Consider the following 13,650-nt stretch of genomic DNA (forward strand, 5'->3'; position numbering starts at 1 on the left):
CCGGCGGTGTGCTGCTGCCGTTCTTCTCCTTCATGACCTTCCTGATCGCGGTCCCGACCGGTGTGAAGTTCTTCAACTGGATCGGCACCATGTGGAAGGGCTCGTTGTCCTTCGAGACACCGATGCTCTGGGCGGTCGGCTTCCTGATCACCTTCACCTTCGGTGGTCTGACCGGAGTCATCCTGGCCTCGCCGCCGATGGACTTCCACGTCTCGGACTCGTACTTCGTGGTGGCCCACTTCCACTACGTGGTCTTCGGTACGGTCGTCTTCGCCATGTTCTCCGGCTTCCACTTCTGGTGGCCGAAGATGACCGGCAAGATGCTGGACGAGCGCCTCGGCAAGATCACCTTCTGGACGCTGTTCGTCGGCTTCCACGGCACCTTCCTGATCCAGCACTGGCTGGGCGTGGAGGGCATGCCGCGCCGGTATGCCGACTACCTGGCGGCCGACGGCTTCACCGCCCTGAACACCATCTCGACCATCAGCTCGTTCCTGCTGGGCCTGTCGATCCTGCCGTTCCTCTACAACGTCTGGAAGACGGCCAAGTACGGCAAGCCGGTCGGCGTGGACGACCCGTGGGGCTACGGCCGCTCGCTGGAGTGGGCGACGTCCTGCCCGCCGCCGCGGCACAACTTCCTCACCCTGCCGCGGATCCGCAGTGAATCCCCGGCGTTCGATCTGCACCACCCCGAGATCGCCGCGCTCGAGCAGCTCGAGCACGCCGGTCACGGCACCGCCATCGCGGGCGAGAAGGAGGCCGGCAAGTGAAGATCCAGGGCCGGATGTTCATCTGGCTGAGCTTCTTCCTCCTGATCATGGCCGTCGTGTACGGCGTGTGGTCGAAGGAGCCGGCCGGCACCACGGCGCTCTTCCTGGCCTTCGGCCTGGCCATCATGATCGGCTTCTACCTGGGCTTCACCGCCCGGCGGGTCGACGCTGGTGCCCAGGACGACAAGGAGGCCGATGTCGCGGACGAGGCGGGCGAGCTGGGCTTCTTCAGCCCGCACAGCTGGCAGCCGCTCATGCTGGGCGCCGGCGGCGCGATCGCCTTCCTCAGCATCGCGGTCGGCTGGTGGCTGATCTACTTCGCCGCGCCGATCATCGCCATCGGCCTGTTCGGCTGGGTGTTCGAGTACTACCACGGTGAGAACCGCACCCAGTAGCACGCGGTGACGCCCGCGCCGAGCGCGCCAGGAGCCCGGACCCTCCGTCAGGAGGGTCCGGGCTCCTGCTTTCGCCGCGGCGCATCACTCGAACGACTTACGTACCGCGCCAAGCAGGTCTGCATCTCATAGCGTGATCATATGAATCACACTCCGCGGACCCGCACCGTCGTCAGCTGCGCGTTGCTGGTGATCGCCCTCGGCGCGGGCGTCACCTCCTGCGGTTCGGACGGCAACCCCCTGTCGGCCAGTCCGTACGACGCGGCGGGCGAGATCTCGTTCAACGGCCCCACCGAAGAGGGGAAGCGGGCCGACCCGGACAAGCCCCTGGAGATCACCGCCGAGAGCGGTGACGGCAGGATCACCGACGTCACCGCCCAGGACTCCACAGGGCGCTTCGTGGCGGGCGAACTCGCCGCCGACGGCAGTCGCTGGCACAGCATCTCCCCGCTGGCCGCGAACGCCCACTACACGGTCCGCGTCAGCACCGAGGACGACGACGGGGCGCCCGGCCGCAAGGTCCTCACCTTCGACACCAGCAAGCCCACCAGCAAGCAGCGGCTGAACGTCACGTTCGGGCCCGAGGCGGGCGTCTACGGCGTCGGACAGCCCATCACCGCCCAACTCGACCGCGAGGTCAAGGACAAGGCGCAGCGGGCCGTCGTGGAGCGCGGCCTGCGCGTGGACTCCGTGCCGGCCGTGCAGGGCTCCTGGTACTGGGTCAGCAACAAGGAACTCCACTTCCGCCCCAAGGACTACTGGCCCGCCCACGCCACCGTCCAGGTGCACAGCAACCTGGAGGGCGTGAAGATCGGCGACCGGCTCTGGGGCGGCAGGGCGAAGGCGTTGAAGATCACAACCGGTGACCGGATCGAGGCCGTCACGGACGCCTCGACGCACCAGTTGACGTACTACAAGAACGGCCGGCAGGTCGAGCAGATCCCGGTCACCACGGGCAAGCCCGGCTTCGAGACCCGCAACGGGGTCAAGGTCGTCCTGGAGAAGCAGTACTTCGTACGGATGCGCGGCACCACCGTCGGCATCGCCGAGGGCAGCTCCGACTCGTACGACCTGCCGGTCTACTACGCCACCCGGGTCACCTGGTCCGGTGAGTACGTGCACGCCGCGCCCTGGTCGGTCGGCTCCCAGGGCTCCGCCAACGTCAGCCACGGCTGCACGGGGATGAGCACGTCCAACGCCGAGTGGTTCTTCGACAACGTCCATCCGGGTGACATCGTCAGAGTGGTCAACTCCAACGGCGACCCGATGGAGGCCTTCGGCAACGGCTTCGGGGACTGGAACCTCGACTGGAACAAGTGGCGCACGGGCAGCGCCCTGACGGCCGGCACACCGGACACCGGGGCACCGTCCCACGACGCACCCAGGCTGCGGCCGGTGGCCCTGTGACCCGGGGCGCGGGGCGGTACGGCCCGCCTCGCGCCCCCGGACCGTCCGTCAGACGCCCAGCAGCCGCTTCCGGCGCAGCAGGGAGGCCAGGGCGGAGGCGAACTCCACCGGCTCCACCGGCAGCGTCACAGCGGCGTCCGCACGGCTCCAGGTGGCCAGCCACGCGTCCTGCGGCCGCCCCATCAGCAGCAGCACGGGCGGGCAGTTGAACACCTCGTCCTTGATCTGCCGGCACACCCCCATGCCGCCCATCGGCACGGCCTCGCCGTCGAGCACGCACACGTCGATGCCGCCCTTGTCCAGCTCGCGCAGCACCGCCTCGGGCGTCGCGCACTCCAGGAGCTCCACGACCGGCACATCCGGAGCGGGCCGCCGCCCCACGGCCAGCCGCACCTGCTCGCGGGTGTTGGAGTCGTCGCTGTACACCAGCACTGTGGCGGTCGGCTGCATGCTTCCTCCGAGACGTGGGCGTCGTACGGACAGGGCCGTTCGAGCCGGATGCTACTCCCATGAACACCACGTCAACACCGGTTCGGCGGGGCAAGACACTCCGAACGGCACCCCCCGGAGTGAGGGCGGGATAAGCGACCGACATAATGTCGGTCGTGGCGACAGCAACGACAGTAGAAACCGGGCACGCGCACCCGTCGGTCAATCGACCGAACCTCACCAGCGTCGGAACCATCATCTGGCTGAGTTCCGAGCTGATGTTCTTCGCGGCCCTCTTCGCGATGTACTTCACCCTCCGGTCGGTGACCGGACCGGCGCACTGGAAGGAGATGGCGGAGGCACTCAACGTGCCCTTCTCCGCCACGAACACCACGATCCTGGTGCTCTCCTCACTGACCTGTCAGCTCGGCGTCTTCGCCGCCGAGCGCGGGGACGTGAAGAAGCTCCGTGGCTGGTTCATCCTCACCTTCATCATGGGCGCGATCTTCATCGGCGGTCAGATCTACGAGTACACGGAGCTGGTGAAGAAGGACGGGATCTCCCTGTCCTCCGACCCGTACGGCTCGGTGTTCTACCTGACCACCGGCTTCCACGGCCTGCACGTGACGGGCGGTCTCATCGCCTTCCTGCTGGTCCTCGGCCGTACATACGCGGCGAAGAGGTTCACGCATGAGCAGGCGACCGCCGCCATCGTCGTGTCCTACTACTGGCACTTCGTCGATGTCGTCTGGATCGGCCTCTTCGCCACGATCTACCTGATCAAGTAGCCGGGACCGTTCCCGCACATCCAGCATCGACGCAGAAGATCCTGACACCGGGGTAATCCGTGAAAAAGCTCTCCGCACGACGACGCCATCCGCTGGCGGCGGTCGTCGTCCTACTCCTCGCGCTGGCGGCCACTGGGGGGCTGTACGCCGCGTTCGCGCCCGCGAGCAAGGCACAGGCCGATGAAACCTCCCAGTCCCTGACCATCAAGGAGGGCAAGAAGCTCTACGAGGTCGGCTGCGCCAGCTGCCACGGCACCGGTGGCAAGGGCTCCTCCGACGGGCCGAGTCTGGTCGGCGTGGGCGCCGCCGCCGTCGACTTCCAGGTCGGCACGGGCCGTATGCCCGCCTCGTCCTCGCAGATGGCGCAGATCCCGCGCAAGAAGGCCGTCTACACGCAGGCCCAGATCGACCAGCTCGCCGCGTACGTGGCGTCGCTGGGCGCCGGCCCGAACGTGCCGACGAAGCAGCAGTACGGCCCGGAGGGCGCGGACATCGCCAAGGGCGGCGAGCTGTTCCGCACCAACTGCGCGCAGTGCCACAACTTCACCGGCAAGGGTGGTGCCCTCACCAAGGGCAAGTACGCGCCGAGCCTCGAGGGCGTGGCCCCCAAGCACATCTACGAGGCCATGCAGACCGGCCCGCAGAACATGCCGTCCTTCCCCGACACCACGATGTCGGAGAAGAACAAGAAGGACATCATCGCGTACCTGAACGCGGTCAACGGTGACGAGACGGTCAACCCGGGTGGCCTCGAGCTGGGCGGCCTCGGGCCGGTCACCGAGGGTCTGTTCGCCTGGATCTTCGGCCTCGGCGCACTGATCGCGGTTGCCGTGTGGGTCGCCGCCCGGACCGCAAAGGCCAAGAAGTCATGAGTAGCCAAGACATTCCAGAAGAGAACCTGCCCGCAGCGCAGGACCACGCACACGGCGCCGTGAGCGTCGCGGACGAGGCGAACCCGTTCGCGGACCCGGGGCTCCCGCCCCACGAGCACCGGATCCAGGACATCGACGAGCGGGCCGCCAAGCGGTCCGAGCGCGTCGTCGCCCTGCTGTTCACGGTCTCGATGCTGGCCACCGTCGGCTTCATCGCCTCGTACGTGACGATCTCGCCCGACACCTCGGTCTTCGTCTTCCCGATCGGGCACATCAGCGCGCTGAACTTCGCGCTCGGCCTGACCCTGGGTACGGCGCTGTTCTGCATCGGCGCGGGCGCGGTCCACTGGGCCCGCACCCTGATGTCCGACGAGGAGGTCGCCGCCGAGCGTCACCCGATCTCGGCCCCGGCGGAGGTCCGCGCGCAGGTCCACGCGGACTTCAAGCAGGGTGCCAAGGAGTCGGCGCTCGGCCGCCGCAAGCTGATCCGCAACACGATGTTCGGCGCGCTCACCCTGGTGCCGCTCTCCGGTGTCGTGCTGCTGCGTGACCTCGGCCCGCTGCCCGGCACCTCGCTCCGGCACACCCTGTGGGCCAAGGGCAAGCTCCTCGTCAACACGAACACGAACCAGCCGCTGCGTCCCGAGGACGTCGCCGTCGGTTCGCTCACCTTCGTCAGGCCCGAGGGCCTGGAGGAGACCGACGAGGACTTCCAGAACGAGATCGCCAAGGCCGCCGTGATGATCATCCGGCTGCAGCCGGGCAACATCAAGGACAAGCGCGAGCTCGACTGGTCGCACGAGGGCATCGTCGCCTTCTCGAAGATCTGCACCCACGTCGGTTGCCCGATCTCCCTGTACGAGCAGCAGACGCACCACGTCCTGTGCCCGTGCCACCAGTCCACCTTCGACCTCTCCGACGGTGCCCGAGTGATCTTCGGCCCCGCTGGTCACGCCCTGCCGCAGCTCCGCATCGGCGTGAACGACGAGGGTTACCTCCAGGCGCTCGGCGACTTCGAGGAGCCCGTCGGTCCTGCATTCTGGGAGCGCGGATGAGCACCAACGAGAACAACGAGCGGCGCGGCAAGGCGCCGGCCGGCGAGCGGGTAGCGGACTGGGCGGACGGCCGGCTGGGGATCTACTCCCTGGCCAAGGCCAACATGCGCAAGATCTTCCCCGACCACTGGTCGTTCATGCTGGGCGAAGTCTGCATGTACAGCTTCCTCATCATCATCCTGACCGGTGTCTACCTGACGCTGTTCTTCCACCCGTCGATGAACGAGGTGGAGTACCACGGCTCCTACGTCCCGCTCCAGGGACAGCTGATGTCCGAGGCGTTCAACTCGACCCTGCACATCTCCTTCGACGTGCGCGGTGGTCTGCTCATCCGGCAGATCCACCACTGGGCCGCGCTGATCTTCCTCGCCGGCATGTTCGTGCACATGATGCGCGTGTTCTTCACCGGCGCGTTCCGCAAGCCGCGTGAGATCAACTGGCTGTTCGGCTTCCTGCTGTTCGTCCTGGGCATGTTCACCGGCTTCACCGGTTACTCGCTCCCGGACGACCTGCTCTCCGGCACCGGTGTGCGCTTCACCGAGGGCGCGATCCTGTCCATGCCGATCGTCGGCACGTACATCTCGTACTTCCTCTTCGGCGGCGAGTTCCCCGGCCACGACTTCGTGGCCCGGTTCTACTCGATCCACATCCTGCTGCTGCCGGGCATCATGCTCGGCCTGATGGTGGGCCACCTGATCCTGGTCTTCTACCACAAGCACACGCAGTTCGCGGGTCCCGGAAAGACCGAGAAGAACGTCGTCGGCATGCCGCTGCTGCCGGTGTACATGGCCAAGGCCGGAGGCTTCTTCTTCCTGGTCTTCGGCGTGATCGCGGCCATCGCCGCGGTCACCCAGATCAACCCGATCTGGGCCATGGGCCCCTACCGTCCGGACCAGGTGTCCACGGGCGCCCAGCCCGACTGGTACATGGGCTTCGCCGAGGGTCTGGTCCGCTACATGCCGGGCTGGGAGGTCAACTTCTGGGGTCACACGCTCGTCCTGGGCGTGTTCATCCCGCTGGTCCTCTTCGGCCTGGTGCTCGCGGCGATCGCGCTCTACCCGTTCATCGAGTCCTGGGTCACCGGGGACAAGAGCGAGCACCACATCCTGGACCGCCCGCGCAACGCCCCGACGCGCACCGCGTTCGGTGTCGCCTGGATCACGGTGTACATGGTCGGCCTGGTCGGCGGTGGCAACGACCTCTTCGCCACCCACTTCCAGCTGTCGCTCAACGCGGTCACGTGGTTCGTCCGGATCTCCTTCTTCGCCGGACCGGTCATCGCCTTCATCGTCACCAAGCGGATCTGCCTCGGCCTGCAGCGCCGGGACCGCGAGAAGGTGCTGCACGGCCGCGAGACGGGCATCATCAAGCGCCTGCCGCACGGTGAGTTCATCGAGATCCACGAGCCGCTCAGCCAGGAGCAGCTCCACACCCTGACCGCCCACCACCAGTACGAGCCGGCCGAGATCGGCCCGACGGTGGACGAGAACGGTGTCGAGCGCAAGGTGAAGGGGTCCGAGAAGCTGCGCGCCAAGCTCAGCGGCGCCTACTACGGCGAGGACAGCCAGATCCCGAAGGCCACCGTCGAGGAATACCGGGAGATCACCAGCGGCCACGGCCACCACTGATCCCCGAGCGTCGCCACGCCACAGTCGAAGGGCCCCGTCCGGCTTACGGACGGGGCCCTTCGCGGTGTCCGGGGCTGGATAGGGTGGGAGCACACTGTTCTTCGAAGACACCCAGGAGCGGCCATGAGCGCTGTGACCCCCGCTGGAGGCGACACCGCGGCGGGCCGTTCCTGGCCCGCCCTGCTGAACGGCCTGCTGGACGGCCGTGACCTGTCCGCCGACGAGACCGCCTGGGCGATGGACCTCATCATGCGCGGCGAGGCGACCGACGCCCAGATCGCCGGGTTCATGGTGGCGCTGCGCGCCAAGGGCGAGACGGTGCAGGAGATCACCGGACTCGTGCGGACCATGTACGAGCACGCCAACGTGATCGAGGTGCCCGGGCCGGCCGTCGACATCGTCGGCACCGGCGGCGACGGCGCGAAGACGGTGAACATCTCCACCATGTCGTCGATCGTCGTCGCCGGCACCGGCACGAAGGTCGTCAAGCACGGCAACCGCGCCGCGTCCTCCGCCTCCGGCTCCTCCGACGTCCTGGAGAAGCTCGGCATCAATCTCCACCTGACCCCGCGGCGGGTCGCCGAGGTCGCCGAAGAGGCCGGCATCACCATCTGCTTCGCGGTGAAGTTCCACCCCTCGCTGCGCCATGTCGCGGCCGCCCGCGGCCAGTTGGGCATCCGGACCACCTTCAACGTGCTCGGCCCGCTGACCAACCCGGCCAAGGTGCGCGCCCAGGCGGTCGGGGTGGCCGACCCGCGCATGGCGCCGATCGTGGCCGGGGTCCTCGCCGAGCGCGGGAACTCCGCCCTGGTCTTCCGGGGCGACGACGGCCTGGACGAGCTGACCACCACCGCCACCTCCCGGGTGTGGGTGGTCCGTGACGGCAAGGTCGCCGAGGAGCGCTTCGACCCCCGGGACGCCGGCATCGAGCTGGTCCCCGTGGAGGCCCTGCGCGGCGCCGACGCGTCGTACAACGCGGAGGTGGCCCGGCGCGTGCTGGACGGCGAGCACGGGCCCGTCCGGGACGCGGTGCTGCTGAACTCGGCGGCGGCGCTGGTCGCCCTGCGGCCGGCCGGCGAGCCGCTCACCGAGCAGCTGCGCGCGGGCATGGCGCGGGCGGCGGAGTCGATCGACAGCGGGGCGGCGAAGCGGACGCTGGAGCGGTGGGTGGCGGCCAGCAACGCCTGACACCCGCCGGGTGCGCAGCGGGGCGCGGTCCGGATGGCGGACCGCGCCTTGCGCACCGAAGATCGTGTGGCAGGATACTGAACCAGGTCATGAGTGACAGCCATTCGGCCCCGGCCGGCTGTCCGGCAACCCTCCGTCCGTGGCGGGGTGCCCCGGGTGAGGACCAGGTCGTGGGCAGCGAGGTCCACGGCAAGCGCGGACCCCTCGCGCGGCTCCGGTAAGGAGCGCGGGACCAGGGGTCCTGGTCGTCGAGGGAGCCTTCTGTGAGCAAGCGAATGCGATAGGGCGTAGAGCCCCGCCTCCGCGTACCCCTTTTCCCCTTCCACCGTGCTCCGAGCCGTACCGCTCGCACGGTGACACCGGCCTGCCTCACGGGAGTTCACCCATGTCCGTCTCCACCGCTGCCGCCGCCCAGACCATTTGTGACCAGCTGCCCGTTCTGGGCCGTGACGTCACCGTCCCGCTCGTGACGGGCGGCGAGGTCACCTACGCCGCGCTGGACTACGCCGCCAGCGCCCCCGCCCTGCAGCGCGTCTGGGACGACGTCGCCGCCTACGCGCCGTACTACGGCAGCGTCCACCGCGGCGCCGGCTACCTCTCCCAGCTCTCCACCGACCTGTTCGAGAACGCCCGCCGGACGGTCGCCCGGTTCCTCGACTGCCGCGACAGCGACCAGGTGGTCTTCACCCGGTCGACCACCGACTCCCTGAACCTCCTCGCCCGGGCGCTCCCGGCCGGCTGCGAGGTCTTCGTCTTCGAGACGGAGCACCACGCCGCGCTGCTGCCGTGGCAGGGCGCGAAGGTGACCGTCCTCGACGCGCCGCGCACCCCGCGGCGGGCCGTGGAGACCCTGGAGCGGGCCCTCGCCGACCGCGACCCGTACGGCCCGGCCCTGGTGTGCGTCACCGGCGCCTCCAACGTCACCGGGGAGCTGTGGCCGGTGCGCGAGCTGGCCGCCGCGGCCCACGCGCACGGGGCCCGGATCGTCCTGGACGCCGCCCAGCTCGCCCCGCACCACCCGGTGTCGGTCCGGGACCTGGACGTCGACTGGGTGGCCTTCTCCGGTCACAAGCTGTACGCGCCCTTCGGCTCCGGTGTGCTGGCCGGCCGCGCCGACTGGCTGGTCGCGGCCGAGCCGTACCTCGCGGGCGGCGGCGCCAGCCGCAGGGTCACCCGGCGCACCGACGGGGGAGTGGACGTGGAGTGGCACGAGAGCACCGCGCGCCACGAGGCCGGCTCCCCGAACGTCATCGGCGCCTACTCCATCGCCTCCGCCTGCAAGGCCCTCACCGAGGCCGGCTGGGACGCCCTCGTGGCCCGCGAGCAGCGGCTGATCGCCCGGGTCCGGGCGGGGCTCGCCGAGGTGCCGGAGGTCAGGGTGCTCTCCCTCTTCGGCGACGACGCCCCGCGGGTCGGCGTGCTCTCCTTCGTCGTCGAGGGCTGGAACAGCTCCCACTTCGCCGCCGCGCTCTCCGCCGAGTACGGCATCGGCGTCCGCGACGGCCTGTTCTGCGCCCACCCGCTGGTCCGCACCCTGCTGGACGGCGACCCGAGGATCCAGGGCGAGTGCGGGGCACCCGAGGCCGCGCCCGGAGAGAAGTCCCTGAACGCCGTCCGGGTCAGCTTCGGGGCGGGTACGCCCGACGAGCACGTCGAGCGCTTCGTCGACGCGGTGCGGGAACTGGTCCGCGACGGCGCGCGGTGGCGCTACCGCACCGAGGACGGCCGCTGCGTGCCGGTGCGCGACCAGGCCTGAGCCGGGCGCGGACCGCTAGGAGGCGGCGTTCACGAGTCGAGACCGATCGCGAACGCCGCCTCCAGGTCGTGCTGGGAGTACGTGCGGAACGCGACGTGCGTGTCGGTGCCCTCCACGCCGGGGATCTTGCTGATCCGCCCCGGGATGACGTCGGCCAGGTCCTCGTGCTGCCGCACCCGCACCATGGCGATCAGGTCGTAGGTGCCGGTGACGGAGAAAACCTCGCTCACCGAATCCAGCGAAGCGATCTGCTCCGCGATCTCGGGGATCCGGTCCACGCTGGTCTTGATCAGGACGATCGCGGTGATCACGGCTGGTTCTCTCCCTGGGGTGCCGGGGCCGGTGCGGACCTCACTCTAGTAGTCGGCCCGTGGCGCACCCACGCGTAGCCGAAGCCGAGGCCGAAGCCGATCAGGTGGGCGAGGTAGGCGACCCCGGGGCCCTGGCCGGAGCGGCCCGCCGCGAGCCATTGCAGGGCCGCCCAGAAGGGCAGTACGACCCAGGCCGGGAAGCGCAGGGGCAGGAAGAACAGGAAGGGGAGGAGACTGGTCACACGGGCACGGGGGAACAGGTACAGGAACGCTCCGAGGACCGCCGAGATCGCCCCCGAGGCGCCCACCAGCGACTGTCCGGAGGTGGCGTTGGCGGCCGCGTAGCCCAGCAGGGCCAGGTAACCGCAGCCGACGTAGAAGAGGGTGAACTCGACCCGGCCCATCCGTTCCTCGGTCATCAGTCCGAAGACGAAGAGGAAGAGCATGTTGCCGAGCAGATGCACCCAGCTGCCGTGCACGAACAGGGCGGTGGCCGGGGTCAGGGCCGCCCGGACGGACGGGTCGAACAGCTCGGCCGGGACCACGCCCCAGTGGCGGAAGTACGCCCGCTGCGCCGCGAACAGCGCTCCGCCCGAGCCGTACGCCGGGGTGAGTCCGGAGGCCGGGCCGAGCACGAAGATCAGGGTGCACAGGACGAGCAGCACGTACGTCATCGGCGCGGAGGCGCCCCGGACCGCCCGGAACGCCCCGCGGGCCGCCGTGCCCCAGGTGCGGATCATGACTACAGAGCATGACGTAACAGGACGTAGGCTGATACATCGCCTCGCCGCCGTGGACGGGCGGGCGGCGATCGACCGGCAGGCCGTAGGGTTACGAGCCACACGCGTCGGGGAGCGGCGCGGACGACCCGAGAAGGAAGCGAACAGTCACGATGACGGTTCCCCTGCCGACCGCCACGACACGATGGCGCTGCGCCCTCTGCGGCAACCTCACCCGCTTCGACGTGACCCGCTCGTCGAAGGTCGTCGAGTACGTTCACCTCGACCTCGCGGGCGAGCCGACGGTCGAGGAGCGCGAGGTGGTCAGTGAGACCATCGAGTCGGTCCGCTGCCGCTGGTGCAACGCGGTGGACCAGGTGGAACTCGTGGACAGGCCGGGCGCCGGCTCCTGAGCGGAGCGGGCCCCGTAGAGGTATTGGGGTGTGACGGATGGTGGAGACCGCGGGCGGGGGGCCGGGCGACGGCACCGCCGAGGTGCTTGACCGTCCGCTGCCCGACGGCGTGCGCCGGCGGGTCGTGAAGATCGTCTCGGACGGCTTCGGGCTGCTGACCGTGACGGAACTGCCCGCCCAGTTGCGGCAGTACGCCCGGTTCGCCCCCAATCGCCGGGCCAAGTTCGCCGGTAACGCGATGGCGGCGGCGCTGGAGACCGACGCGCTGTTCCGGCAGCGGATCGGGGAGAAGTTCAGAGAGGCGCAGCCGGAACTCTCCGGCGCCCTCGACTCCGGCTCGCCGCCCCCGGCCGCGGATCCGCTCGATGTGGCGGCCGCGGCCTACGTACTGCGGCCCGCGGGCTGGGTGAAGCTGGTGACCGCGGCCGGCGAGGAGGCGCAGCGCGCCGACGCCGAGCGGGCCGACGAGGAGAGCCGCGCCGAACTCGAGCGGCTGCGGGCGGAGCTGGACCAGGCCCGCGAGCAGACCCGTGCCGAGACCGAACGGCTGCGCGCCGAGGCGGAGTCGGCGAAGCGGGAGGCGGAGTCGCTGCACCGCAAGCTGCGTGCCGCGCTCAGCGACGTCAAGCGCGGCGAGGCCGCGCTGCGCAAGGTCCGCGGCGAGATCGACGCCGTGCGCGCCGAGGTGCAGGCACAGCTCTCCGCCGCCGACAGCGAGTCCCGGCGGCTCAAGGCGCGCCTGAGCGAGGCCGAGGCGGCGCTGGAGGCCACCCGCCGGGCGGCCCGTGAGGGCCGCAGCGTGGAGGACATGCGGGTGCGGCTGCTGCTGGACACCATGCTGGACGCCGCCCAGGGGCTCCGGCGTGAACTCGCCCTGCCGCCGGTCTCCGTGCGCCCGGCCGAGACCGTGGACGCGGTCGAGCCCGGACGGATGACCCCGAAGGACATCGCGGCCCGCGCGCTGTCGGAGAACGACCCCGCGATCCTTGACCAGTTGCTCGCGCTGCCGCAGGCGCATCTGGTGGTCGACGGCTACAACGTCACCAAGACCGGCTATCCGCAGATGCCGCTGGAGAAGCAGCGGCTGCGCCTGCTGGGCCAGCTCTCGGCGCTCGCCGCGCAGACCGGCGCCGAGGTGACCTGTGTCTTCGACGGCGCCGAGCTGGCCGCGCCGGTGCTGCTCGCGCCGCCGCGCGGGGTGCGGGTGCTGTTCTCCAAGCCGGGCGTCACGGCGGACGAGCTGATCCGTCAGCTCGTGCGCGCCGAGCCGCCGGGCCGTCCGGTCATCGTCGCCTCGACCGACCGCGAGGTGGCCGACGGGGTCGCCCGCGCCGGTGCCCGTCCCGTCGCCTCTGCGGTACTTCTGAAGCGACTGTCCTGAACGTGCAACGCGCATATGCAATGCCCGAATTGGCCGTATCGTCACGCAACGTAGTGTCAATCGGGCATCACCGCACGTGAGTTGTGTGCAAAGAATGCGTTGCGTCACCGGATTTTTTGCCGCGGGGATTTGAACTGATCACAGCTGGGTCACTAGGGTCTGGGCTCGAACCTCCGAACGGGTGATCACTCACAAGAAGGAGATCGTCCCTCGTGGCGTCCCACCGTCGACCCAAGCAGCCCAGTCGCACGCGTGTCACCGTGCTGACCACCGCGGCGGCCGCCGCCGTCGTGCTGAGCGCGAACGCCGCCAACGCCGCCCCGAGCGAGAAGGTCGGCAAGGACGAGGTCAAGGCGAAGGTCGACAAGCTCTACGAGCAGGCGGAGCAGGCCACCGAGAAGTACAACGGGGCCAAGGAGAAGCAGCAGAAGCTGCAGAAGGAAATCTCCACCATCCAGGACAACGTGGCCCGGGGCCAGGAGGAGCTCAACAAGCTCCGCGACGGCCTGGGTTCGCTGGCCACCGCGCAGTACCGCTC

General features: G+C 69.6%; 14 protein-coding genes, 1 pseudogene and 1 riboswitch. Of the genes and pseudogenes, 12 read left to right on the forward strand and 3 right to left on the reverse strand.

The features are described 5' to 3' along the window. The 3 genes from ABZ478_RS38740 to ABZ478_RS38750 all read left to right on the forward strand — a co-directional run. On the forward strand, window positions 1–770 hold a 770-nt coding region (locus tag ABZ478_RS38740), incomplete at its 5' end, for a cbb3-type cytochrome c oxidase subunit I (protein WP_359557448.1). Next, entirely contained in the window at window positions 767–1,165 is a 399-nt protein-coding gene (locus tag ABZ478_RS38745) for a cytochrome c oxidase subunit 4 (RefSeq protein ID WP_359557450.1), read from the forward strand. The genes ABZ478_RS38740 and ABZ478_RS38745, both read left to right, overlap by 4 nt. A gap of 141 nt (window positions 1,166–1,306) precedes the next feature. Next, window positions 1,307–2,572, forward strand: coding sequence for an Ig-like domain-containing protein (locus tag ABZ478_RS38750; RefSeq protein ID WP_359557452.1), 1,266 nt, complete (start codon window positions 1,307–1,309; stop codon window positions 2,570–2,572). Window positions 2,573–2,620: 48 nt separating this feature from the next. On the opposite strand, the gene ABZ478_RS38755 is transcribed toward ABZ478_RS38750, so the two are convergent. After that, window positions 2,621–3,022 (reverse strand): hypothetical protein, encoded by a 402-nt coding sequence (locus tag ABZ478_RS38755; protein WP_359557454.1) that lies wholly within the window; start codon window positions 3,020–3,022, stop codon window positions 2,621–2,623. 146 nt (window positions 3,023–3,168) lie between these two features. On the opposite strand from ABZ478_RS38755, the gene ABZ478_RS38760 reads away from it, so the two are divergent. From ABZ478_RS38760 to ABZ478_RS38785, 6 genes are all read left to right on the forward strand, one after another. After that, window positions 3,169–3,789 (forward strand): heme-copper oxidase subunit III, encoded by a 621-nt coding sequence (locus tag ABZ478_RS38760; protein WP_143636562.1) that lies wholly within the window; start codon window positions 3,169–3,171, stop codon window positions 3,787–3,789. A 59-nt stretch (window positions 3,790–3,848) separates the two neighbouring features. Continuing rightward, window positions 3,849–4,661, forward strand: a complete 813-nt coding sequence (locus tag ABZ478_RS38765) for a c-type cytochrome (protein WP_359557456.1) — start codon at window positions 3,849–3,851, stop codon at window positions 4,659–4,661. Then, window positions 4,658–5,716: a Rieske 2Fe-2S domain-containing protein gene (locus ABZ478_RS38770; RefSeq protein WP_359557457.1), complete on the forward strand. Its 1,059-nt coding sequence runs from the start codon at window positions 4,658–4,660 to the stop codon at window positions 5,714–5,716. Before ABZ478_RS38765 ends, ABZ478_RS38770 begins: the two co-directional genes overlap by 4 nt. Further along, window positions 5,713–7,344, forward strand: a complete 1,632-nt coding sequence (locus ABZ478_RS38775) for a cytochrome bc complex cytochrome b subunit (RefSeq protein ID WP_359557459.1) — start codon at window positions 5,713–5,715, stop codon at window positions 7,342–7,344. The genes ABZ478_RS38770 and ABZ478_RS38775 overlap by 4 nt, the downstream gene beginning before the upstream one ends. Before the next feature lie 123 nt (window positions 7,345–7,467). Beyond that, complete coding sequence (gene trpD, locus ABZ478_RS38780; RefSeq protein ID WP_359557460.1) at window positions 7,468–8,532, forward strand: anthranilate phosphoribosyltransferase; 1,065 nt, start codon at window positions 7,468–7,470, stop codon at window positions 8,530–8,532. Between the two features lie 85 nt (window positions 8,533–8,617). After that, window positions 8,618–8,734: riboswitch (SAM riboswitch) on the forward strand. Window positions 8,735–8,917: 183 nt separating this feature from the next. Continuing rightward, complete coding sequence (locus tag ABZ478_RS38785; protein WP_359557462.1) at window positions 8,918–10,288, forward strand: aminotransferase class V-fold PLP-dependent enzyme; 1,371 nt, start codon at window positions 8,918–8,920, stop codon at window positions 10,286–10,288. 29 nt (window positions 10,289–10,317) lie between these two features. Here ABZ478_RS38785 and ABZ478_RS38790 read toward each other — a convergent pair whose 3' ends face one another. Together ABZ478_RS38790 and ABZ478_RS38795 are read right to left on the reverse strand one after the other, a co-directional pair. Next, window positions 10,318–10,599, reverse strand: a complete 282-nt coding sequence (locus ABZ478_RS38790) for an Lrp/AsnC ligand binding domain-containing protein (protein WP_199210240.1) — start codon at window positions 10,597–10,599, stop codon at window positions 10,318–10,320. Then, the gene (locus tag ABZ478_RS38795; protein WP_359557464.1) at window positions 10,596–11,339 is read right to left on the reverse strand and encodes a rhomboid family intramembrane serine protease; all 744 of its coding nucleotides are present in this window, start codon (window positions 11,337–11,339) and stop codon (window positions 10,596–10,598) included. The genes ABZ478_RS38790 and ABZ478_RS38795 overlap by 4 nt, the downstream gene beginning before the upstream one ends. A 152-nt stretch (window positions 11,340–11,491) precedes the next feature. On the opposite strand from ABZ478_RS38795, the gene ABZ478_RS38800 reads away from it, so the two are divergent. The 3 genes and pseudogenes from ABZ478_RS38800 to ABZ478_RS38810 all read left to right on the forward strand — a co-directional run. After that, the gene (locus tag ABZ478_RS38800; RefSeq protein WP_029382693.1) at window positions 11,492–11,731 is read left to right on the forward strand and encodes a hypothetical protein; all 240 of its coding nucleotides are present in this window, start codon (window positions 11,492–11,494) and stop codon (window positions 11,729–11,731) included. Window positions 11,732–11,768: 37 nt separating this feature from the next. Beyond that, the gene (locus tag ABZ478_RS38805; protein WP_359557466.1) at window positions 11,769–13,112 is read left to right on the forward strand and encodes an NYN domain-containing protein; all 1,344 of its coding nucleotides are present in this window, start codon (window positions 11,769–11,771) and stop codon (window positions 13,110–13,112) included. A gap of 212 nt (window positions 13,113–13,324) precedes the next feature. Next, window positions 13,325–13,650: pseudogene (locus ABZ478_RS38810) on the forward strand (hypothetical protein); the annotation flags it as partial.

Origin of the sequence: Streptomyces sp. NPDC005706 (assembly GCF_040631045.1) — a bacterium.
Lineage (GTDB): Bacteria > Actinomycetota > Actinomycetes > Streptomycetales > Streptomycetaceae > Streptomyces.

Bases quoted from the DNA above. Each gene is read 5' to 3' on its own strand.
- ABZ478_RS38750 (WP_359557452.1), top strand. From the start codon at position 1,307: ATGAATCACACTCCGCGGACCCGCACCGTCGTCAGCTGCGCGTTGCTG.
- ABZ478_RS38755 (WP_359557454.1), bottom strand. From the start codon at position 3,022: ATGCAGCCGACCGCCACAGTGCTGGTGTACAGCGACGACTCCAACACC.
- ABZ478_RS38760 (WP_143636562.1), top strand. From the start codon at position 3,169: ATGTCGGTCGTGGCGACAGCAACGACAGTAGAAACCGGGCACGCGCAC.
- ABZ478_RS38770 (WP_359557457.1), top strand. From the start codon at position 4,658: ATGAGTAGCCAAGACATTCCAGAAGAGAACCTGCCCGCAGCGCAGGAC.
- ABZ478_RS38775 (WP_359557459.1), top strand. From the start codon at position 5,713: ATGAGCACCAACGAGAACAACGAGCGGCGCGGCAAGGCGCCGGCCGGC.
- trpD (WP_359557460.1), top strand. From the start codon at position 7,468: ATGAGCGCTGTGACCCCCGCTGGAGGCGACACCGCGGCGGGCCGTTCC.
- ABZ478_RS38785 (WP_359557462.1), top strand. From the start codon at position 8,918: ATGTCCGTCTCCACCGCTGCCGCCGCCCAGACCATTTGTGACCAGCTG.
- ABZ478_RS38795 (WP_359557464.1), bottom strand. From the start codon at position 11,339: ATGATCCGCACCTGGGGCACGGCGGCCCGCGGGGCGTTCCGGGCGGTC.
- ABZ478_RS38800 (WP_029382693.1), top strand. From the start codon at position 11,492: ATGACGGTTCCCCTGCCGACCGCCACGACACGATGGCGCTGCGCCCTC.
- ABZ478_RS38805 (WP_359557466.1), top strand. From the start codon at position 11,769: ATGGTGGAGACCGCGGGCGGGGGGCCGGGCGACGGCACCGCCGAGGTG.